The following is a 20,354-nucleotide window of genomic DNA, read 5'->3' on the forward strand; positions in this document are numbered from 1 at the left end:
TGCGAACCCCTCATCTCAAGACAGGACGCCTCGTTGCGCTATCCTCTCAGCCGCGCTGCCGGCCGTCGTGCCTACCGCGCGAGCGGTTTAGTCCTCTGACACCTAGCGGACATCAGCAAACGGGGCTGGTGTCGAACCGGCGAACTTCAGCGGCGAAGGCCGCGATGCTGGCAGCCCAGATGAGCGCAAATCCGAGCAGTACCCATTTGAAGTCCGAGTTGATCATAACGTTGACGGCCGCCATCCAGCCTATCGAGACCACACCTGCAACAATAGCACCAGCCAGCGCCAAAGTACTTCGTTGGCGAAAAGCCGTCATGGCTAGAGTGAGCGTAAGCACACCCGTCGCCATCACGTAGCCGCCCAATACGTTGAATACGTGTGCAAGCCACCTTGCCAACCTTGGACCAATCGATTCCAGCTCGACAGGCGTAAGGTTCATGTAGCGGATGTCCTCCGGCAGCAGCGCAGGCCGAAGGAAAAGGAAATACCCGCCGACACTGATCAGGATGATTCCGGAAAGCCCCAGAAGGATTGACGAAGCAGACCAGCCGAATTCTTTGCTGCGCATAGGGCGCCCCCAAATTCAGCCGTGGTGATGGCCCCCAGCTCCTCGATGCCTACCGTGCATGAAAAAATGCATAAGCGGACAAGCCAAAAGGGGCAGCCAAAGCAGAGCACCGAGTACATGAGCCTGATGCTGGGTGAACAGGAGCGCTCCGGAGATTGCCGCGATGACGGCAAGCCCCATAACGATGAGGGAATTGCGCGACAAGCCCCAGCGTGCGCCGGACTGATCGTGAACATGGTCCGGCAAGGTCATCGCGGCATCCTCAAGACGGCACCATTGCCTGATTGCCCTGTTGCCAACAGGACCAAAACCAAACTCGCAGGTTTCGCATGAAAGCCCTTGATGCAAATCAAACGTCGGGTCCCGCAACGGTCGGCAACCGCAGTTGATGTGGGTCAAATCGCGATTTCAAGAAGGTGGTTTGATGGCGGTCTTTCCCGGTTTCAAGATGATTACCGTCGGCAGCTTCATGTACGGCCTTGCAGCCAGCATGATCTACGGGTGGGCAGTTGCGATCATCTACGTCTTCTTCTTCAATCTTTGGCCGCAACTCCTTCCTGCTGTTATTAGACCGCGAGCGGTGCATCGCACCTGAAGCGGGCACCAGAAACTACTGCCGTCTCCCGCGAACATTCCGCCCGCCTGCTATGGCAACGATAGCCATCCGCGGATCATGGCAATCTGCCCCGGCATGAAAAAACCCGCGCCGGATTGCTCCGCGCGGGTGAACTTTCGATGCTCCCATTCTGCCAGTGTTTTGCCCGACGAGTCAAAGCTGAACTGCGCGACGGGCAGGGATGTATCGGTCCAAACGCCTATTTGGCACAACCAAAATGGCTAACGATTTCAATGCTAACGCTACTGTGCATGGGGTTGTTTTTCGACTTTTGTTTTCGCGTCGCCGAAGCTGCGCGCCTCAGCGCCGTCCCCGCGGTGCTTCCGCCTTGGCGGGCGGCTCGGTCTGCGGTCCGCAGCTCGCGGCCGCGAGCGAGCCTTGCGCCTGCGGCATCAGGCCAGGCTCGGGGGCGAGCGCCTTCATCACGATCAGGCCGGTGGTGCTGGGGGAATCGATGATCAGGCGGTCGGCCGCGGTGATCTCTTCGTCCTCGGGCAGCTCGTTGTGCTGCGGCTCTGTCATCAGGTCGAGCTCGATCACCTTCTTGCCGGCCGAACGGTCGTTGATGGCGTAATAGGCGATCTCGTTGCGGGTGTAGAACGACACCGAGGTGTAGGCCTGGCTGACGGGCACCGTCAGCTTGATCGGTCCGTTCGACAGATCGTAGCGGCAGATCGCGAGCGCAAAGGCCGGGTCCATGAACGGCATCGGCGAGGTCTGCGGATCGGCGAGCGGAAGCTGCGTGACGGCATTGAGCTTGGTCATCGGCGTCAGACGCGAATAGGCGTCCTGGGTCGCGATCCGCGGCAACGCCAGCACGCTGACGAGATGGACCACGAGGCCCAGCACCACGCCGGCAACGATGGTGAACAACAGCCGGATCATGAGCAGCCCGCCGTCGTGATCGTGGGCATCGGCGCATCGCGCTGGGTGCGTGTGGCAACGCCGACCGGAGTGTCGTAGAGCCGCAGCATCAGCGCGTAGCGTTCGATGCCGCCGGTCGGCAGCCAGTTGCCGGCGCGGGAGCGCGAGGCGATGCGGATCTCGAACGAGCCGTCGGACTGCCGCACGATCTCCTGGCTGGTGAAGCCGTAGCGCTGCAGCGAATTGGGCACGAGATGACCCTTGCGGTCGTAGAGCGTCAGCGTCCAGAACCGCGCCGGCGGCGTCACGCCGGAGACCACGACGTCGCAGCGGCCGTCGAGCACCTTCTTCTTGTCGTCGGCGGTCGCGGTGAAGGCGACGCCGTCGCCGGTGCCGATCGGCAGCTCGCCGTTGCGCACGATGGTGGCGCGCGAATATGGATCGACGTCGGCGGTGCCGGTGCGCGGGCGCGCGGTCCACGGGCCGATGGTCAGCGCGCCGATCTCGGTGCCGCGCGTCGTCGTCATCCAGGTCGCGCCGACGCCCACCACGGTTGCGAGCAGAAGGGCCGTCAATGTGATCAGGATCAGCCGCACTGGTTTCGATCAGTTCTTGCGCGGAGCGGATGCGTTCGCATTCTCTTCCGCATAGTTCTGCGGGAAGGCGAGCGCGCTCGTGGACGATGCCGGTTTGGCTTGCTTGGGGTCGGTGGCGGCCGATTTGGTCGCGGTCCGGGCCGCGTCATCCAGCAGCTTCTCGACCCGCACCAAAACGTCAGCGCCGCGCTTGGTCAATACCGGCGGCGGACCGGGCTTGGTCTCCAGCACCTTCGGCGCCGCATTGGCCTGCGCGTTGGCGATCCGCTCGGGCGGCAGCTTCTGGCCCATGCCTATGCCGGCGATTTCCCGGACCTCGACGCCCTGATGCGCCGCGAGCATGATGTCGTGCCAGGTCTGCGCCGGCAGCGAGCCGCCGGTCATGCGGTTGGTCGGCGAATAGTCGTCATTGCCGTACCAGACCGCGCAGGTGAAATTGCCGGTGTAGCCGACGAACCAGGCGTCGCGATACGCATTGGTCGTGCCGGTCTTGCCCGCGGTCGGAATGCCGTCGAGCGCTGCGCGGCGCGCGGTGCCTTCGCTGACGACGTGGCTCATCATGCCGGCCATGTCGGCGGCCACGGAGGCGGGAATGGCCTGGCGCGGCTTCGGCCCGTCGCGGTCCCAGCGCCAGACCGGATCTCCGGCGCCGGTGCGCACTTCCAGCACGGAATGCGGCGTCACCGCCTTGCCGCGGTTGGGGAAGGTCGCATACGCCACCGCGTGCTCGAGCACGGTGACTTCGTCCGAGCCGATCGGCAGCGACGGCGTGTCGGGCAGCGGCGCCTTGAGGCCGAAGCGGCGCGCGACCTCGACGATCTTGGCGCGGCCGATCTTGGCCGGGTTCGGCGCCTTCGGCTGCTCCTTCTGGCCGATCGCGATCGACAGCTTGACGGGTACAACGTTGATCGAGCGCGTGATCGCCTGCGTCAGCGTCACTGCGCCGGAATAGGAATGGCCATAGTTCTGCGGGCACCAATTACCGATGCAGACCGGGCCGTCGACCACGATCGAATTCGGCGTGAAGCCGTTGAGGAGCGCGGTTGTGTAGACGTAAGGCTTGAACGACGAGCCCGGCTGGCGATAGGCGTCGGTGGCGCGGTTGAACTGGCTGGCACCGTAGTCGCGGCCGCCGACCATGGCGCGGATGCCGCCGTCGAGATCGGAGACGACGGTCGCGGCCTGCGTCGCGTGATAGTCGCGGCCGAACTGGCGCAGCTGGTTCTCGACCGCGTCTTCCGCCGCCTTCTGCACATTGGTGTCGATCGCGAGCCGGACCACGAAGACGCGCTCGGTGTAGGATTTCGGGAAGGTGTCGACCAGCTTGCGCATCTCGTCGAAGGCGTAGTCGAGATAATAATTCGGCGACGCCTCGTAGCGGCGGTCGACCGCGAAGGCGGGATTACGGCGGGCGCCGAACACCTGGCCCTCGGTCATGAAGCCGGCGTCGACGAGGTTGTCGAGCACGACGTTGGCGCGGGCGCGGGCAGCGGGCAGGTTGATGTGGGGCGCGTATTTGGTCGGCGCCTTGAACAGGCCGGCGAGCATCGCGGCCTCGGCGAGCGTCACGTCGCGTGCCGACTTGTTGAAGTAGAAATGCGCGGCGCCGTCGACGCCGAAGGTGCCGCCGCCCATATAGGCGCGGTCGAGATACAGCTTGAGGATCTCGTTCTTGGTCAGGCGCCATTCCAGCCAGACCGCGAGGAAGGCTTCGTTGACCTTGCGCTCGATGGTGCGCTCGTTGCTCAGGAACAGGTTCTTGGCGAGCTGCTGGGTGATCGACGAGCCGCCCTGGCGGACGCCGCCGGCCTGGGCGTTGGTGACGAGCGCGCGTGCGGTGCCGGCGATGTCGATGCCGAAATGCTCGTAGAAGCGGCGGTCCTCGGTCGCGAGCGTCGCCTTGATCAGCACGTCCGGAAAATCTTCCAGCGGGATCGAGTCGTTGTGCTTGATGCCGCGGCTGCCGATCGGGTTGCCGTAGCGGTCGAGGAAGGTCACCGCGAGGTCGGACTTCTTCAGCCAGTCCTCGTCCGCGGTCTCGCGGAAGGCCGGGATGGCGAGGGTCAGCATCACCACCAGGCCGCCGAGGCCGAGGGTCGCAGCTTCCGACAGCGGCTCGATGAACACCCAGCGCTTCCACCGCCCGACATAGAAGCGGTCCATGAAGGTCGAGTAGCGCTCGTAGAGCTCGCGGATGCCCTTGGCCGAGGAGAACAGCGAGGAGTCGATGCGCGCATCGAGATCCAGGAAGAAATTCCGGATCCGGGCCTTCCAATGCGGTGGTATGATCTGGCGCACCTAGAACCCTTGCGGCTTGGTTCGAAAGCGTTCAAGCACCCCGCCGGGGCGGCATCGAGACGTCTTGCGGGAGTGTTGCGGCAAACCCAAGGCGCCCGGCCAGCGACGGTGGGGACTTGCTGTTCCTTCTAGCCGAGCAGGGCCTATAAACCAATGGTCACGCTTGCGATTTTGAACAACAGGCCTAATTGACCCCGGTTCATTACGGGCCTCACGCGGGCGTCGCTTGCGGCCCCACGGCCGCACGCCCTAGATGGCACCAACCGTAGCTCTTTCGAACTTTTGTTGAGGCGCATGACCGCAGCTCCCAAACGACCTTCAGGCCAGGAAGGATTCTTCTGGAAAACCAAGACGTTGGAAGAGATGTCGGGGCCCGAATGGGAGAGCCTGTGCGACGGCTGCGGCCGCTGCTGCCTGAACAAGCTCGAGGAAGAGGGCACCGGCGACATCTATTTCACCCATGTCGGCTGCAAGCTGCTCGATGGAGTGACCTGCGGCTGCAAGGACTATGCGAATCGTTCCGACAAGGTTCCGGACTGCGTCCGCCTGACCCCGGCCAATGTCCGCACCCTGAACTGGCTGCCGCCGAGCTGCGGCTACAAGCTCGTGGCGGAAGGGCGCGACCTCTATTGGTGGCATCCGCTGGTGTCAGGCGATCCCAATACCGTGCATGAGGCCGGCGTCTCCGTACGCGGTCGGGTCGAAGGCAGCGAGGTGGAGATCCCGGACGATGAGCTCGAGAACCACATCGTGCAATGGCCGGCGCAGCTGCCGAAACGGGCCCGCCTGAAGCGACGTCCGAAGGACTGATCCGTCGCACCAGATAGATCACGTCTTCGGGATGGCCGTGGGGTGGGATGCTCCCATGCACCGCGGTGCCTGCCTGAGAAGAACTTTGCTGTCTACATTGGCTGCATAGAACGAATCCTTCGCGGCGTTGGGCCGCCTCATGGCTTCCGATCGAGATGAACAAGTTCGAGCGGCAGAGCAGTTCTGCCGACACCCAAACATTGCCCGACGATATCGCCGAGGAATTGTCCCGCCTTTCGAGCGAGGTCTTGAGCGTCGACGACGCTCCCTCGCTCGCGCCGCCGGCACCGCTGTCGCAGGACGAGGTCCGCACCATCGTCATCAGCCTGATGCTGACGATGTTTCTGGCAGCCCTCGACCAGACCATCGTCGCAACCGCGCTGCCGACCATTGGGCGCCAGTTCCACGACGTCTCCAATCTCTCCTGGGTCATCACCGCCTATCTGCTCGCCTCGACCGCAGTCGCGCCGGTATTCGGCACGCTCAGCGACATCTACGGACGCCGCGTGATGATCATCATCTCGCTCAGCCTGTTCGTCGCGGGCTCGGTGCTGTGTGCGATCGCGCCGAACCTGCCGATGCTGATTCTTGCACGCGGTCTCCAGGGGCTCGGTGGCGGCGGCATCATGCCTGTCGTGCAGACCGTGATCTCCGACGTCGTGAGCCCACGCGAGCGCGGCCAATATCAAGCCTATTTCTCCAGCGTCTGGATGGTCGGCGGCATTCTCGGCCCGGTCATCGGCGGCGTGTTCGCCGAGCATCTGCACTGGTCGATGATCTTCTGGATCAATGTGCCGCTCGCGGCCGCGGCGATCGCGCTGCTGCTGCCCAGGATGAAGAAGATTCCGGTGTTCCACCGCAAGCGCAAGGTCGACTGGCTCGGCGGCGTGCTGCTGATGGCCTCCGCCGTGGTCTTCATGCTGGTGCTGACCTGGGGCGGCACGCGCTTCCCGTGGCTCTCGCCAACCGTGCTTGCGATGGTGGGCGGCGCCGTCGCGCTCGCGGTCACCTTCGTGTGGCACGCACGCCGCGCGGACGAGCCGTTCCTGCCGCTGCCGCTGCTCGGAGGATCGGTTGTGCCGTTCGGGCTGACGGCCGGCGGTTGCGCGCTCGGTGCGATCACGGGCCTCACAGTGCAGCTGCCGCTCTATTACGAGGCGGTCTATCACCTCAGCGCCAGCGAAGCGGGCCTCGCGCTGATTCCGCTCGCGGCGGTCTCGACCTGCGGCGCGGCCATCGCCGGTCGCACCATGGCGCGGGCCAAGCACTACAAGCGGGTCGCCATCGTCGGAACGTCCTGGGCTGCGCTGTGCGGCCTCGGCCTCACGTTGACGACGTTGCCGCTCTGGGCACTGCTGACGCTGATGGCTGCGTTTGCGCTTGGCCTCGGCACCACCTTTCCGGTCTGCGTGGTCTCGGTGCAGAATTCGGTCGCCCGCCCGCAGATCGGCACCATCACGGGCGCGTTGAACTTCTTCCGCTCGCTGATGTCCTCGTTCACGGTCGCGGCGTTCGCGGCCATCCTGCTCATCGCGCTCGGTGCCGACGTTCCGCTCGCCGGCGAACATCACGGCGCTGTCAATGCGATTCGCGCCGACGACATGCGGCATGCGTTCCGCTACGTCTTCGGCGCCGCGACAGCGCTGATGGCCGGCGCCGCGCTCTGCCTGATCATGATGGAGGAGCGGCCGCTGGCCGGTCCGTCCGTCACGCAGCAGGTGGAGATGGCGGAGTAGGGGTTAGCCACCGCGATCGGGATCGTCGTCGCCATTGCCCGCGCCCGTCTTCCGCGCTTTCGCTGCGAGCTGCTGCTTGAGCCGTGCGAGCGCTTCGGCAGACCAATCGCCGACAGCTGTGACCGCGACCCAGCCATCGACGTAGTGTTCGGGTGCGTAGACATGGCCGAAACCCATCGGCGTGTTGGTTGCGACCGCCATGTCGAGGGCGAGCTGCAGCATCGTCACGATAGGATACCATCGCAGCTCCGGTGATACGTCAGGCCCGCGCGGCGCATTCATCCAGGCCGGCGCCTGATAGGCGTCGCGGTAGGCGAAGAATGTGATCGCGTCACTGGCGTATTGCAAATAGACCACGCGCATCGGGCCCCAGGGCGTATCCGGCGCCACCGTCGGCCCGTTCTGGTTCATGAAGCGCACGAAGCGGCCGTCGCGGAATTCCGGCAGCCAGGCCGGTGATCCTGGATTGCGGTTATCGGTAATCGAGCGCCAGATGCGGCTCTCGAATGGCGCTCCGCTCCATAGCGCGCCGGCGATGGGGTCGCCGATTGTCTCGAACAATTCTGCGGATTTTTCCGAGTTCATGGCACCGAGGCTGAGCCCGTGCAGATACAGCTTTGGCCGCTTGTCCTTGGGCAAGCTCGTCCAGTAGCCGTAGATTTCGGTGAACAGCGCACGCGAGGCCTCCACTCCGTATTCGGGCTGAAACAGCAGCGACAGCGGGCTATTGAGATAGGAATATTGCATCGCGACGCTCGCGACATCGCCATAATGGAGATATTCCACCGTATCCATCGCGGATGGATCGACCCAGCCGGTCCCGGTCGGTGTGACGACGATCAGGACCTTGCGTTCAAAGCCGTACTGGCGCTTGAGCTCGTCGAGCGCAAGCCTGGCGCGCGCCTGCGCCGTGTCGCGGCTGCCGAGGCCCACATAGACGCGCACGGGATTCTGCGCGGGCTGTCCCGTAACGGCCCTGATCTCCGTCGCGGTCGGGCCTGAGGCAATGAACCGGCGCCCCATGCGCCCGAGTTCCTGCCACTTCACCAGCGAGGCAGAACTTCCGGTTCGATCGTGGGCGGCCGGTTGCGGCCGCTCTGGCTCTTGCAGGGCGTTGAGTTCGCGGAAGGAGGAGTCGAGCGCGTTGAACGCGGTCCGGACCAGGACGTTGCTGGCGATCGACCAGAACAGCAGGCCTGCGATCAGCACGCCGAGCACGTTGGCGAGCTTCCGCGGAATGGCGTGCTTTATGCGCACGGCGAGGAAGCGGGCGACAAACACGAACAGCCGCCCCAGCACCAGCAGCACGGCGAACGTGATCAGGGCGATGACGCAGACCTTGAGCGGATGCGCGGTCTCGACCGGCGTCATCTTCATCACTGTGCGGATCGAATTCTGCCATTCGGCGGTTCGCCGCAGGAAGATAACGACGACCAGCAGGCAACCGGCCGTGACCAGCGCATTCGCAATCGACCTCGCCCGCGGCGAAGGTTCGGGCAATTCGAGATAGTGCCATAGCCGGCGCCACAGCACGCCGGCGAAATAGCCGATCGCAAAACAGCCGCCGGCAAGCGCGCCTTGCGTGAGATAGCTCCGCGGAATCAGCGTCGGCGTCAGTGCGGCCGCAAAGAACAGAGCGCCCAGCATGAGGCCGACACCGGACAGCGAGAGCAATTGTCGTCGAACGAGCCAAGCCAGATTCGTCAAGGCATCCTCCGGGCGAGTCTATCTCTTGTTCTGGTCTGAAAGGCTGCTCTGTCGCGGCAGCCGGATCGTGAATTCCGTGAACTTGCCCGGCTCCGTCGCGACGTCGATGGTGCCGCCGTGCTGCTTCACGACGATGTCGTGGCTCATCGACAATCCGAGGCCGGTGCCTTCACCGGCCGGCTTGGTGGTGAAGAATGGATCGAACATTTTTTCCTTCACCTCGTGCGGAATGCCGGTGCCATTGTCGCGGATGCGGATCTCGATGCTGTCGCCGCGGTCGCGTGTCGCGGCGATCACCACCGGCTCGTAATCGGCGGCGCCGTCATCCGACTTGCGCTTGGCCACCGCGTGGAAGCCGTTCGAGATCAGGTTCAGCAGCACCCGGGTGATCTCCTGCGGAAACACTTCCGCTTGCCCGGCCGCTGGATCGAGCTCGCGCTTCAGCGTCACGTCGAACTGCGGCTTCTCGGGGCGTGCGCCGTGATACGCCAGGTTGAGGCTCTCCTCGACCAGCGCGTTGATGTCGCTCAGTCGATGCTCGCCGCCGCCCTCGCGGGAATGCAGCAGCATGTTCTTGACGATGGAGTCGGCGCGCTTGCCATGCTGCACGATTTTCGCGAGATTGTCCTTCAACAGTCCGGTCAGCTCGTCGACCTCGCTGCGGACATTGTCAGCGAACGGGACAGGCGCGAGCGCATCGTTCAGCTCGTCCGTCAGCTCGGCGGAGAGCGATGCAAAATTGTTGACGAAGTTGAGCGGGTTCTTGATCTCGTGCGCAATGCCGGCGGTGAGCTGGCCGAGCGACGCCAGCTTCTCGGTCTGGACCAGCCGGTCCTGGGCTGCGCGCAAATCGTCGAGCGATTTGGCCAATTCCCTGGTGCGATCCTGCACCTCGTTGAACAGGCGCGTGTTCTCGATGGCGATCACGGCCTGGTCGGCAAAGGTCTTGAGCAGCGCGATCGCCTTGTCCGGGAAGGGACCGGCCTCCGGCCGCGTCACGCCGATCGTGCCGATCGCGACGCCGTCGCGCAGCATTGGGATCACGAGGATGCTGCGATAACCTCGCGTCCGCGCCAGCTCTCTCATGGCGTCCGTAAGGTCGGGCTCGTTCTGCATGTCGCTGCGGAATGCGAACTCTCCGCTTCTTGCCACCCGGCTGTGAATGCCGGATGCCGACAGCGGCGTCGGGAACGAGCTGAGCAGCTCTTCGTTGCCGGCTTCGTTGTCGGTGCTGAAGGCGGCCAGGTGCAGCAGGCCGTCGATGACGCGCGTGACGGTAGAGGAATGTCCGCCGACCAGGGACTTGGCGCTGTCGGAGATCGCCTGAAACACCGGCGTCACATCCGCGGGAGAGGCCGCGATCACCTTGAGGATGTCGGCGGTCGCGGTCTGCCGTTCCAGCGCTTCCCTCGTGGTGTTGAACAGGCTGACATTCTTGATCGCGATCACCGCCTGGTCGGCGAAGATCTGCAACAGCCGCACATGATGCTCGCCGAACGCGCCGGTCGCGCGCCGCGTGGCGATGATGACGCCGATGGCCTCACCGTCGCTCATCAAGGGAGCGAACAGCATGCTGCGGTAGCCACGGGCGCGTGCGATGTCGCGGGCTGCCGGTTCGACCTCGGTGTCGGGCAATTGCGCCGCCACACCACCGGCCACCAGCCGGTAGGGCGGGAACTGCGCGAATGGCACCGGGAACGAGGACTGCAGCACGCGATCGCCGGCCGGATCGGTCGGCGTGAACGCCGCAAGATGCGCGGCGCCGTCGATGTAGCGCAGGACTGCCGTGGAGAAGCCGCCGATCAGCCGGTTGGCGTTGGCGGCGATGGCGTCGAACACCGGCTGTACGTCAGACGGCGAGGCGGCCATCACTTTCAGAATGTCGGCGGTGGCGGTCTGGCGCTCCAGCGTCTCGCGCGTCTCGTTGAACAGCCGCGCGTTCTCGATCGCAATCACCGCCTGGTCGGCAAAGGTCTGGAGCAGCTGCACGAGGTCGGCTGCGAACGCGCCGGGCTCGGCACGAGTTACGCTGATCACGCCGACTGGCGTCCCCCGATTCATCAGCGGCATGAACAGCACGCTGCGAAAGCCGCGCAGCCGCGCAAGGTTCCGGTTCAGCTCCGGGACCTCCGCGGCTTCGCTATCGGGAAACTGGATCGTCTCGCCGCCGCGCACCAGCGCGAAGGTCGGAAAGTCGGCAATCTTGCGCGGGAACGACGCCTTCAGCCCTTCGTCCGCCTCGGTGCTCGTTGGTGTGAACGCCACGAGGTGGAGCTCGTCATCGATGAACTGAAGCACGGTGGCGGAGAAGCCGCCGAGCAAACGCCGGGAGCTGGACGCGATCGCCTCGAAGACCGGCCGGGCATCGGACGGAGAGGCCGCGATGGTGCGCAGAATCCCGGCGCTGGCGCTTTGATGATCGCGCGCAATCGCGAGCTCACTGCGAAGCTGCGCGTTCTCGGCTGTGGCCGCCTGTAACAGGCGCTCAAGTTCCGCGATGTCGTTGGAAGGGGCGGTCATTCGCAATCCGGCTTGATGCCGCGACAAGCGCGGCACCAGGGCGGATTATCACATCTCCTGCGGCCGGAGCCAGCGTCCGCGATAGCGAGTTTGCTGCCAGAATCCGGTCCGCTTCACGTGCCCGGCCGCGACACCTCGGTCTCCTTGCTGGTGATGAACTCCAGCAGCACGGGAATGCCTTCCTGCGTCTTCTGGATGCCGCGCCTGATCGCGGGGATGATGTCCTCAGGTCTCGTCACCCGCTCGCCATAGCCGCCGAAGGCGCGCGCCATCGCGGCGTAGTCGCCGGAAATGTCGGTCGACCGGTATTTTTCGGTCGAAACCGGCATCACCTTCAATTCGATCGCCATCGAGAAATTGTTCAGCAGGATCGACATGATCGGAATGCGCTCGCGCACCGCGGTCTCGAAATCCGTGCCGGTGAAGCCGATCGCGGCATCGCCCCAGACATTGATGCAGAGCTTGTCGGGTTTTGCGAGTTTCGCGCCCATGGCTAGCCCAAGGCCGTAGCCGAGCTGCGTCGTCTTGCCCCAGCCGAGATAGGTGAGCGGCTCGATCGACTTCCAGAACGGCGAGAGCTGGTCGCGCGGGCTGCCGGCATCGTGGGTGATGATGGTATTGCCGATGTCGACGGTGTGTTGCAGGTCCCACAGCACGCGATAGGGGCTTAAGGGCGCATCATTGCTGGTGAGCTTCGGCATCCATTTCGCCAGCCACTCCTTGTGCGAGGCCGCGATCTCGGCCGCGACCGCCGATGCGTCCCGATCCGCGCTGACGGTCTTGCCGATCTCCTCCAGCAGCGCGTCGAGCACGAGCCCGGCATCGCCGACCAGGCCGATCCTGGCTTCCACGTCCTTGTTGAGATGGTTCGGATCGAGCGTGGAGTGGATGATGGTTTTGTCTTTCGGCATCGCGACGCCGAAGCTTGTTTCAGTGAAGGAGCAGCCGATGCCGAAAATGACGTCGGCCTCGGCCAGGAACTTCGGCACCGCGCGCGGCACCGCAAGGCCGCCGGAGCCGAGCGAGAGCGGATGCGTTTCCGGAAAGGACGATTTGCCCCCAAGGCTGGTCGTCACGGGAATGGCGAGCCGTTCGGCCAGCCGTTTCAATTGCGGCCATGCCTGCGCGTAATGCACGCCCTGGCCGGCATAGATCACCGGGCGCTTGGCGTTGACGAGCAGGTGGGCCGCCTCCTTCACATGAATAGGATCCGCCCCATAGCGGGTGCGCAGCACCGGCGTATAGTTCAGCGGCTCCGGCACGTCCTCGTTCCACATATCGGCGGGGATCTCGACGATGACAGGCCCGCCGCGGCCGTTCTTCAGCTTGGTGAAGGCGCGACGAAAGATGTTGGCGACTTCCGCGGCCAGGATGATTGGCTCCGACGATTTCGAAAACGCCTTCATCGCTTCGCTCGAATTGAAGTTCGGCTCGATATGCGCGAGCCTGCGCTGATAGCCCATCGGCAGTACCAGCACGGGAACGGATTCGCCGTAGCATTGCGCGACGCCGCCCATCGCGTTCTCCGCGCCGGGGCCGTGCTGCATGCAGAACGCGCCGATCGAGCGTCCCGATGTCACCCGCGAGATCGCATCCGCCATGTGGATGCCGACGCGCTCCTGCCGCACCATCACGGGCCGGATATCGGCCTTGGCCGCATGCTCGATCAGATGATTGACCGGATAACCGCAGAGGATCTCGATCCCCTCGCGCTTCATGATTTCCGCAATCGCGGTGCCGAGCTTCATGGCGTTTCTCTCCCTGGGCAGGCCGGTTGGTCCGGCCGATTAGGGAAGAGAGGATCAGGAATCGGGGAAAGGGTAAAGCGCGGGCGATGAGAGTCGCGGTAGGTCAGCTATGCAGCAGGTTGCCGTAGCCCGGATGGAGCATAGCGCAATCCGGGGCCGTTCCACCGGATATACCAGTGACGAATTTCGCTGCGCTCCATCCGCTACGACCGCTACTTGCAGCTTTGGCAGATCCTCAGCTTGCGTTTCAACGCCTCGTCTTCTTGATCGATCAATTGCTCAGCGGCGCCTTTAGCACCCGGATCGGCCCTGGAGCCCTTCGCCGTGCGTGACCTCACAGGCGGCACCACTTGGCTCGAGGTGTCATTGCCCTCGCCGGGGCCTAAGCTGAAGCCATCGTAGTCGGCGGCCGGGTTCGGCGCCGATGGAAGCCCGCCGATCACCGGCGGCGAAGCTTCTCTGATGGATGCTGCCGGCGGAGGTCTGGAATTTTTGGCGCCCGCATGCGGCGGCGATGCATTGGGCGGAGAAAGCGAAACCGGCGGGGCGGCCGAAGTCTGTCCTCTTGCGCTGTCCTGCGACCAGACGCCGACAACGATGAGGCTGAAAGCCAGGAGCATCACGCTTCTCATCCGCGTCCTTCAAGCAGCTGTGGTTGGTGGATTGACAGTGTGAAGCGTATCAGGACCCACATGGTCGTCAAAGCGCCGCAGCCTGGATTTCGCAGCCGGGAGTATAGTTCACAAAGCGTGACCGGCCCGCCGCACCAAGCCAGGCGCGGTGAAGTCAAAGAGGAATTTAACGCTTGCGCCCTAACTTGCGCTCGCCATGAGTGACCAGGTCGTCCACAGCGAGGTTCAACCGTTTTCGGCGCGTGCTGCGCTTCCCTGGCTGGTGAGCCTTGGGGTATATGCCCTGTTGCTGATTCTTGGACCGCGGCTGCTCAATGATCCCGACAGCTATTCGCACATCGAAGTCGGGCGCTGGATCATCGCGCACGGCATGCTGCCGGCGACTGACCCATTTTCCTTTTCGAGGCACGGCGCGCCCTGGATCACCTTCGAATGGCTCTCGGAGATCATCTACGCCGGTGCCTACGCGCTTGCCGGCTGGCAAGGCGTCCTCGTCGTCGCTGCCGCGGCGATAGCGCTCGCCTTTGGTTTGTTCACGTTCTTCCTGCTGCGCGAGCTTTCGCCGACCCAGACGCTGCTCATGGTGATCGCGGCCGTCATCCTGTTGGCGCCGCATATGCTGGCGCGGCCACACGTGCTGGTGCTGCCGCTGATGGTGACATGGGCGGCTGCCCTGGTACGCTGCATGGATCGTGGAGGACCTCCGCCGTACTGGGCCCTTCCGCTGCTGGTCGTGTGGGCCAATCTCCACGGCAGTGTGGTGCTGGCGCTTGGACTGATCGGCCCTGCGGGCTTTGAGGCGCTGCTGCGCGAGAAGCGTAGCGAATGGCTACGCGTGTTCCTGCGGTGGCTGCCGTTCACCGCGCTCGCGGTCGCGGCGTCCTGCCTGACGCCCTACGGGCCGGAACCGCTGCTGATGCCGCTGACGACGCTCGGCCTCGGCCCCGCGCTCGGTTGGATCGCGGAATGGCGGCCGCAGGATTTCAGCCACATAGGCTTCTTCGAATTGCTGCTGCTGGCCGGCATCTTCGCGCTCTCGCGTGGCGTGACGCTGCCGGTCGTGCGTGCGTTGGTCGTGATCGGCTTGCTGCATTTCGCGCTGGCCCAGATCCGCAATGCGGATCTGCTGGCCATGCTGGCGCCGCTCTATCTGGCGGCTCCGCTGGGGCGGACGTTCGGCGGACCGGTGGGAGAAGATGCTCCCGGCTCGTCACGCGGCCTGAACCTGGCCACGCTGGGTGTGTTGATCGTGGTGAGCGGGGCGACGCTGGCGCGTGACATACGACCGGCTCCGGCCATTACCCCTCAGGCTGCCAACGCTGAAGCCAACCTCGCCACGGCGGGGCACGTGCTCAACGATTATTCCTTTGGCGGCTATTTGATCTTTGCCGGCATTCCCACCTTTGTCGACGGTCGCGGTGAACTGTACGGGGGAGCGTTCATCAACCGCTACAATCGTGCCCTGGCGCTGGTCGATCTCGGCGACTTTCTCAAGTTGCTCGACGAATACAACATCGGCGCAACGCTGCTCGCGCCGGGAACGCCGGCGATAGCGATGCTGGACCGGCTGCCCCAATGGCAGCGCGTCTACAGCGACGACGTGGCGGTCGTGCACAAGCGGCGAGATATGCCGCAAAAATAGATCAAGCGGTCCCGAAGGCGGCGTATTGGCCGCCGAGCGGCACGCCGCTCAGGGTCGCTTCGAGGCGCCGTGCCGGCTTGGTGTCCCAGGGCAGCAGCAGGAAATGGCGCGCACCGATCTCGCGCAAGCCGCCGGCAGCCATCAATTTTCGGGTTGTGCCGGCCCCGAGCAGGACGGCGTCCCGGTCGAACTCACAACGCGCGACGGCAAGGCGGGTCAGCGGGTTGTATGGATTGTGCTCGATGACGCAGACGAGTCCCCCGGGTCGCGTCACGCGCCGCATCTCGGCGATGAATTGCGCCCATTCGGCCGGCACGACGTGGTGCATCACGCAGACGGCGGTGACCAGATCGAAGCTGGCATCGTCGAAAGGAAAGGTGCGGCCGTCAAACTCACGGTAGTCGACCTTGCCGTTGTCAGCGCGTGCCTGCGCCAGGCTGGCCGAAGAAACGTCGATCCCGCTCAAGCGGCCGACCATGCCGTGCAGCAGGGGATGAAGGCTGCCCACGCCGCAGCCGACGTCCAGCATGTCGGGCCCCTCCTTGTCGAGCCGCTGCGCGATCAGATTGCCCAGGAGATCGGCCTTGGCGCGCATGAAGAAGTGATGCGGCAAGCCGGAGAAGTCGATCGAGGATTGGACCACGTCACGGTAGTTGTCGTGATAACCGTCAAAGAGTTCGGTCATGCGCCGGCTCACTCGTTGACGGCGTGGATCGCGGGTGCGGCCGCCGTCTCGTTGCGGTCGAAGCCAGCGCGTGTCTGCACCACATAGAGCGGGCGACGTTTCACCTCGGCATGGATGCGGCCGACGTAAAGCCCCACGATACCCGTCATCAGCATGTTCATTCCACACAACAGGGACACGACGACCATCGTCGAGGACCAGCCGGTGACGAGGTGACGGTCGTTGCTGAGCCACAACAGGATCACCCAGCCGCCGTAGAGCAGTGCCAGACCCGAGACCGTCAATCCGCACCAGATTGCCAGGCGCAAGGGCAGATCGGAAAAGCCGAGCGCGGCGTTCATCGCGAGCCGCACCATCTTGAACAGCGGATATTTGGTCTCGCCCGCTGCACGTTCGAGGCGGTGGAAGGCGACCTCGGCCTGCCGGAAGCCGAGCCAGGCGATCATGCCGCGCACGAAGCGGTCTTGCTCCGGCATCTGCCGAAGCGCGTCGAGCACCTTGCGATCGATCAGGCGGAAGTCGCCGACATCGGCGGGGATGCCGACCGAGGACATCCTGCCGAGAAGCCGATAGAACAGATGCGCGGTCGCGCGTTTGAATCGGCTTTCGCCGTCGCGCGACAGGCGGCGGGCGTGGACGATGTCGTTGCCTTCCTGCCATTTTGCGATCAATTGCTCGATCACTTCAGGCGGATCCTGCAAATCGGCATCCATGACGATGATTGCTTCACCTTGCGCGGCGTCCATGCCGGCGGTGATGGCGATCTGATGCCCGAAATTTCGCGACAGGCCGATATAGCGAAAGCGCGGGTCGCGCGTGGCGAGCGCCTGTAGCACGATCGAGCTGGAATCGCTGCTGCCGTCGTCGACGAAGATCGCTTCAGCCGGCCCATCGAGCCGCGACAGGACCAGGTCGAGCCTGCGCAGCAGCACCGGCAACACGGATTCCTCGTTGAACACGGGGATGACGAGGCTGTAGCGGATCGACTGGAAATTGGCCGCCATGCGAGAGAGTCCAACTCGTTGCAGGAGCGGAAGTCTATGCCGGCGGTGGTTAAGGTCGCCTTGCCACAACCATTAAGGATGTGGCGCGCCGGGGCGGCTTCCATTGAATCGGCGCGGATGGTGATGCCCGATTAACCACGCCGAGCAGCCGCGGCTTTGGCCCAGGACTTGCGGTCTAGGACTTGCGGCGGATCTTGTAGAGAACAAATCGCTTCGAGGTATCCAGCGCTTCCAGCAGATCCGGCAACGGGTTCGCGACCCGCGGCCCCAGGACGTAGAGATAGTCGAAGTCCTGGGGCCAGGTGCTGACGAACGGCGGAACGCCATCCGGCGGCCGGCTTGCCGCAATCGCGGTCAGCACGCCCAGCGGCATCGGCCCGCCGTAGGGAATGGCAAGGCGGCGCACGTCCTCGCGTGGCCGCACGGGCTGCTTGCCCGCTTCCGTAAATAGATTGGGCACGAACGCGTTGGCATAGTGCACGGCGAGCGTAGGCGCATAATACATCGGATATGAGGTGAGGTCGGCGAAGGGCGGGTCTCCATTGTCGTCCGTGCTGGCGACCAGGATGCGCGAGCCGCGATCGATCTTGTGGAACGACTCGACGATGGCCGCATAGTCGGTGCGGTAAGGCAACCACACCGCGAGCACGACGGCGAGATTGACCAGGATGATGCCACTGATCGCGGCGAGCGCTGCCATTCTCCATGTCCGGCTGGGCAGCGTAATAGAGCAGAAGGCCGGCAGGATCAGAGCCGCAGCGGGAATCACGCGAAGGTCGACGAACGAAGTTCCGAACAGCTTCGAGGGAATGACGACGTAGAGCAGCGCGAAGCCGGTCGCGAGCCAGATCCCGGCTGCTTCGAGCTTGAGGACGCCGCGTCTTGCGGCGAAAAACAGCGAGATCATCAGCGCAAGCCCGGTCGCAGCCGCGATCGTCAAATTGTAACCGTTCATGATGCGCAACGGCCAGATCGGCTTGAATCCGAAGAACGAGTTCGTTCCTTCGCTTCCGATCGATCCCGCGGTCATGCGCATGATCCCAAACAGGGCAAGCGCCGGTACGGCCAGCGCGGCGAGCCGCGCGGCGGCGACACCGTACGATATTCGCCCATGGCGGATGCGCGAGAGCTCGTAAAGGCCGAGCGTCGCGCCGTAGATGCCGAGGGAGAAGAAATGCGCCGCAAATAGCGCAGCGACGAAGACCATGTTGACGACGAAACGCAATGGCCATGGGCGTTCCGCGAGCATCAGATAGACGGCGATGCCGCAGAGAGCGAGGCCCAGTCCGAACTCGAAATTCACGAAGCCCCAGCTGAACGGTAGGCAGTAAAGGAACGCGAGCGCCGCAAAGCCGGCGAGATGGACCCGTCCCTTCCGCGCCCATTCGAGCAAGAGCGCGCCCCCAACGATCAGCAATTGACTCAGGAGCAGAAACAGCCGCGTGGCGTTCTCGACGCTGATCAGCCGCGCCATCTGCGGGACCAGCAGATCCATGCCAAGGTTGGGATAGAATGCCCAAGCCACTTCGTAATGCGGATTGGCGTTGGGGGTGCCGTTCTGGCTCAGAATATACATCCGGGCGAGGTGATTGGGATAGTCGACCATCGCGGGGATAGGGGTCAGCAGCACCGGAAGAAACGACACAGCCGCCAGGACAGCAAGAACGGTGATCGCCACCGATCGGTCCGAGCCAAGACCAGCCCGGATTGTCGAGGTCGGCTTGTCAGAAGAAATCATGTCATCGGGCCGCTGCAGTTTGAGCTTACGCTCTACGATGGCGCAACCGCCCGACACAACGCCATATTGCGAATTCGCGAAAATCAAGCTGGGTCGTCGCCGCATCGGAAGGAGGAGCCCGTCATCCGACGCGCTGCACGCGGACTTGTGCTGATGAGATTGCGGCGCGCCGGCAATGCCGGCTACTTGACCGCCGCGCCGACCGAGTTGAATTTGCCGCTCAGGAGTGCGCTGCCGGTGTTGTTCACGGCCGCGATGATCGCAAACGCGATGCCGGTGGCGATCAGACAATACTCGATGGCAGTGGCACCATTTTCATCGGCAAGAAATGACTTGAGCAAAGTCATCGTCAACTCCTGTTCATCCGTCCAACCTAGGCTGGTGCCGTTTTCGGAATGGTAAATTGATTCAGCAATTTTTCGCGGACGCGTCAAAACCCAGGTGGATGGTCCTCACCTACCGTTTGGTATGGTGTCACCGATTGACTTAAGGTTTCGTCACCCAATTCGGACGCATTTGGCGATATCGTCATCCCGTCTCAGGACGAGATCTGGCGTTCCGGCGCGGCCTTGCCGGGGCGTTTCAGCACCGTTGCCAGGCGTCCGACCAGATAGCTCACCGCGCATGGCTGCGCCCGCGCGGAGCTGCCGGCGAGGCTTTCTTCCTCGGCCGCGTCGTTGACGATGCCGATGTAGTTCTTTCTGGCGTCCTGCTGCTGCACGAGCCTGCAAATCCCGGGTTCAATCGAGGCGCAACAATGCTGCGCGGAGCGGGAAGCGTCGGTTAATTTTGCCTTCCGTAGGATTACGTGTCGTCCCCGCGACCGCGGGCAGACGCTGAAAGCGCGGGCTTGGCTTAACGGATTGTTGAGCCTGTTCTTGAGCGGGGCGCCGGCTCAGTCGCGCCGACCGTCCACATTCAACGCCCGTAACACCGCGATGCGGGCAAACATCATCCAGCCGCCGCCGGTCTCGGCCGCGTTGATCAGGGTTTCGATCGCGGTCTGCCAGTGGCTCGCATGCTGCGTGTCCTCGGGCAGTCGCATGATGTGATCGGCAGCTTCTTGCAGCGTCCGCAGCTTGCGCCCGCCACGTAACGAAATGGGATCGTCGAATGCGGTCGACCAGGGCATGTCAGGTCGGCCGATCGACGAGGGGAGGCATCACGGCGTCGTCGCTGTGCGATGC

At 64.0% G+C, this 20,354-nt stretch carries 20 protein-coding genes; 5 read left to right on the forward strand and 15 right to left on the reverse strand.

Annotated features, from left to right (window positions below; translation table 11 throughout):
• Positions 1-112 precede the first annotated feature (112 nt).
• Together ABIB91_RS18795 and ABIB91_RS18800 are read right to left on the reverse strand one after the other, a co-directional pair.
• Positions 113-571, reverse strand: a complete 459-nt coding sequence (locus ABIB91_RS18795; protein ID WP_354164337.1) for a hypothetical protein — start codon at positions 569-571, stop codon at positions 113-115.
• 15 nt (positions 572-586) lie between these two features.
• Entirely contained in the window at positions 587-751 is a 165-nt protein-coding gene (locus ABIB91_RS18800; protein ID WP_354164706.1) for a DUF2933 domain-containing protein, read from the reverse strand.
• Here ABIB91_RS18800 and ABIB91_RS18805 point away from each other — a divergent pair.
• Both ABIB91_RS18805 and ABIB91_RS18810 read left to right on the forward strand, forming a co-directional pair.
• Positions 689-904 carry a hypothetical protein gene (locus tag ABIB91_RS18805; protein WP_245286123.1) on the forward strand — a complete coding sequence of 72 codons (216 nt, stop codon included), beginning with the start codon at positions 689-691 and terminating at the stop codon, positions 902-904. The genes ABIB91_RS18800 and ABIB91_RS18805 overlap by 63 nt on opposite strands.
• 91 nt (positions 905-995) lie before the next feature.
• The gene (locus ABIB91_RS18810; protein ID WP_007593448.1) at positions 996-1,166 is read left to right on the forward strand and encodes a hypothetical protein; all 171 of its coding nucleotides are present in this window, start codon (positions 996-998) and stop codon (positions 1,164-1,166) included.
• Positions 1,167-1,487: 321 nt separating this feature from the next.
• Here the strand turns inward: ABIB91_RS18810 and ABIB91_RS18815 are convergent, their stop codons facing one another.
• The 3 genes from ABIB91_RS18815 to ABIB91_RS18825 are packed head-to-tail and all read right to left on the reverse strand — an operon-like array spanning position 1,488 to position 4,945.
• Positions 1,488-2,072 (reverse strand): DUF1254 domain-containing protein, encoded by a 585-nt coding sequence (locus ABIB91_RS18815; RefSeq protein WP_106942444.1) that lies wholly within the window; start codon positions 2,070-2,072, stop codon positions 1,488-1,490.
• Entirely contained in the window at positions 2,069-2,647 is a 579-nt protein-coding gene (locus ABIB91_RS18820; RefSeq protein WP_007593444.1) for a DUF1214 domain-containing protein, read from the reverse strand. The genes ABIB91_RS18815 and ABIB91_RS18820 overlap by 4 nt, the downstream gene beginning before the upstream one ends.
• 9 nt (positions 2,648-2,656) lie before the next feature.
• Positions 2,657-4,945, reverse strand: a complete 2,289-nt coding sequence (locus ABIB91_RS18825; protein WP_027516951.1) for a transglycosylase domain-containing protein — start codon at positions 4,943-4,945, stop codon at positions 2,657-2,659.
• Between the two features lie 294 nt (positions 4,946-5,239).
• Here ABIB91_RS18825 and ABIB91_RS18830 point away from each other — a divergent pair, with 294 nt between their 5' ends.
• Complete coding sequence (locus ABIB91_RS18830; RefSeq protein WP_219685593.1) at positions 5,240-5,755, forward strand: YcgN family cysteine cluster protein; 516 nt, start codon at positions 5,240-5,242, stop codon at positions 5,753-5,755.
• A gap of 155 nt (positions 5,756-5,910) precedes the next feature.
• Positions 5,911-7,491 carry an MDR family MFS transporter gene (locus ABIB91_RS18835; protein ID WP_354164344.1) on the forward strand — a complete coding sequence of 527 codons (1,581 nt, stop codon included), beginning with the start codon at positions 5,911-5,913 and terminating at the stop codon, positions 7,489-7,491.
• A gap of 3 nt (positions 7,492-7,494) precedes the next feature.
• On the opposite strand, the gene ABIB91_RS18840 is transcribed toward ABIB91_RS18835, so the two are convergent.
• The 4 genes from ABIB91_RS18840 to ABIB91_RS18855 form a co-directional block, all read right to left on the reverse strand.
• Complete coding sequence (locus ABIB91_RS18840) at positions 7,495-9,138, reverse strand: alpha/beta hydrolase (RefSeq protein ID WP_354164709.1); 1,644 nt, start codon at positions 9,136-9,138, stop codon at positions 7,495-7,497.
• A gap of 78 nt (positions 9,139-9,216) precedes the next feature.
• Complete coding sequence (locus ABIB91_RS18845; protein WP_354164347.1) at positions 9,217-11,718, reverse strand: GAF domain-containing sensor histidine kinase; 2,502 nt, start codon at positions 11,716-11,718, stop codon at positions 9,217-9,219.
• Positions 11,719-11,831: 113 nt separating this feature from the next.
• Positions 11,832-13,487 carry a thiamine pyrophosphate-requiring protein gene (locus tag ABIB91_RS18850; RefSeq protein ID WP_354164712.1) on the reverse strand — a complete coding sequence of 552 codons (1,656 nt, stop codon included), beginning with the start codon at positions 13,485-13,487 and terminating at the stop codon, positions 11,832-11,834.
• Positions 13,488-13,678: 191 nt separating this feature from the next.
• The gene (locus ABIB91_RS18855; protein WP_354164350.1) at positions 13,679-14,098 is read right to left on the reverse strand and encodes a hypothetical protein; all 420 of its coding nucleotides are present in this window, start codon (positions 14,096-14,098) and stop codon (positions 13,679-13,681) included.
• 196 nt (positions 14,099-14,294) lie between these two features.
• On the opposite strand from ABIB91_RS18855, the gene ABIB91_RS18860 reads away from it, so the two are divergent.
• Positions 14,295-15,740: a hypothetical protein gene (locus tag ABIB91_RS18860; protein WP_354164353.1), complete on the forward strand. Its 1,446-nt coding sequence runs from the start codon at positions 14,295-14,297 to the stop codon at positions 15,738-15,740.
• A 1-nt stretch (position 15,741) separates the two neighbouring features.
• On the opposite strand, the gene ABIB91_RS18865 is transcribed toward ABIB91_RS18860, so the two are convergent.
• The 6 genes from ABIB91_RS18865 to ABIB91_RS18890 form a co-directional block, all read right to left on the reverse strand.
• A complete protein-coding gene (locus tag ABIB91_RS18865) occupies positions 15,742-16,425 on the reverse strand; it encodes a class I SAM-dependent methyltransferase (protein ID WP_354164356.1) in 684 nt (227 codons plus the stop codon).
• Positions 16,426-16,433: 8 nt separating this feature from the next.
• Complete coding sequence (locus ABIB91_RS18870; RefSeq protein ID WP_354164359.1) at positions 16,434-17,429, reverse strand: glycosyltransferase family 2 protein; 996 nt, start codon at positions 17,427-17,429, stop codon at positions 16,434-16,436.
• Between the two features lie 175 nt (positions 17,430-17,604).
• Positions 17,605-19,167 carry a hypothetical protein gene (locus ABIB91_RS18875; RefSeq protein WP_354164362.1) on the reverse strand — a complete coding sequence of 521 codons (1,563 nt, stop codon included), beginning with the start codon at positions 19,165-19,167 and terminating at the stop codon, positions 17,605-17,607.
• A gap of 182 nt (positions 19,168-19,349) precedes the next feature.
• Complete coding sequence (locus ABIB91_RS18880) at positions 19,350-19,514, reverse strand: Flp family type IVb pilin (RefSeq protein WP_007593411.1); 165 nt, start codon at positions 19,512-19,514, stop codon at positions 19,350-19,352.
• Between the two features lie 191 nt (positions 19,515-19,705).
• The gene (locus ABIB91_RS18885; protein ID WP_007593409.1) at positions 19,706-19,888 is read right to left on the reverse strand and encodes a hypothetical protein; all 183 of its coding nucleotides are present in this window, start codon (positions 19,886-19,888) and stop codon (positions 19,706-19,708) included.
• Positions 19,889-20,062: 174 nt separating this feature from the next.
• A complete protein-coding gene (locus tag ABIB91_RS18890) occupies positions 20,063-20,299 on the reverse strand; it encodes a hypothetical protein (protein WP_354164366.1) in 237 nt (78 codons plus the stop codon).
• Positions 20,300-20,354: the final 55 nt, after the last annotated feature.

Source organism: Bradyrhizobium sp. JR4.3 (genome assembly GCF_040547695.1).
Lineage (GTDB): Bacteria > Pseudomonadota > Alphaproteobacteria > Rhizobiales > Xanthobacteraceae > Bradyrhizobium > Bradyrhizobium canariense.

Excerpts from the sequence above, each read along its gene's own strand:
- ABIB91_RS18805 (WP_245286123.1), top strand. The coding sequence starts at position 689 with ATGAGCCTGATGCTGGGTGAACAGGAGCGCTCCGGAGATTGCCGCGAT.
- ABIB91_RS18865 (WP_354164356.1), bottom strand. The coding sequence starts at position 16,425 with ATGACCGAACTCTTTGACGGTTATCACGACAACTACCGTGACGTGGTC.
- ABIB91_RS18810 (WP_007593448.1), top strand. The coding sequence starts at position 996 with ATGGCGGTCTTTCCCGGTTTCAAGATGATTACCGTCGGCAGCTTCATG.
- ABIB91_RS18875 (WP_354164362.1), bottom strand. The coding sequence starts at position 19,167 with ATGATTTCTTCTGACAAGCCGACCTCGACAATCCGGGCTGGTCTTGGC.
- ABIB91_RS18860 (WP_354164353.1), top strand. The coding sequence starts at position 14,295 with ATGAGTGACCAGGTCGTCCACAGCGAGGTTCAACCGTTTTCGGCGCGT.
- ABIB91_RS18795 (WP_354164337.1), bottom strand. The coding sequence starts at position 571 with ATGCGCAGCAAAGAATTCGGCTGGTCTGCTTCGTCAATCCTTCTGGGG.
- ABIB91_RS18835 (WP_354164344.1), top strand. The coding sequence starts at position 5,911 with ATGAACAAGTTCGAGCGGCAGAGCAGTTCTGCCGACACCCAAACATTG.
- ABIB91_RS18845 (WP_354164347.1), bottom strand. The coding sequence starts at position 11,718 with ATGACCGCCCCTTCCAACGACATCGCGGAACTTGAGCGCCTGTTACAG.
- ABIB91_RS18800 (WP_354164706.1), bottom strand. The coding sequence starts at position 751 with ATGGGGCTTGCCGTCATCGCGGCAATCTCCGGAGCGCTCCTGTTCACC.
- ABIB91_RS18830 (WP_219685593.1), top strand. The coding sequence starts at position 5,240 with ATGACCGCAGCTCCCAAACGACCTTCAGGCCAGGAAGGATTCTTCTGG.
- ABIB91_RS18840 (WP_354164709.1), bottom strand. The coding sequence starts at position 9,138 with ATGCTGGGCGCTCTGTTCTTTGCGGCCGCACTGACGCCGACGCTGATT.
- ABIB91_RS18855 (WP_354164350.1), bottom strand. The coding sequence starts at position 14,098 with ATGAGAAGCGTGATGCTCCTGGCTTTCAGCCTCATCGTTGTCGGCGTC.
- ABIB91_RS18880 (WP_007593411.1), bottom strand. The coding sequence starts at position 19,514 with ATGACTTTGCTCAAGTCATTTCTTGCCGATGAAAATGGTGCCACTGCC.
- ABIB91_RS18815 (WP_106942444.1), bottom strand. The coding sequence starts at position 2,072 with ATGATCCGGCTGTTGTTCACCATCGTTGCCGGCGTGGTGCTGGGCCTC.
- ABIB91_RS18890 (WP_354164366.1), bottom strand. The coding sequence starts at position 20,299 with ATGCCCTGGTCGACCGCATTCGACGATCCCATTTCGTTACGTGGCGGG.
- ABIB91_RS18870 (WP_354164359.1), bottom strand. The coding sequence starts at position 17,429 with ATGGCGGCCAATTTCCAGTCGATCCGCTACAGCCTCGTCATCCCCGTG.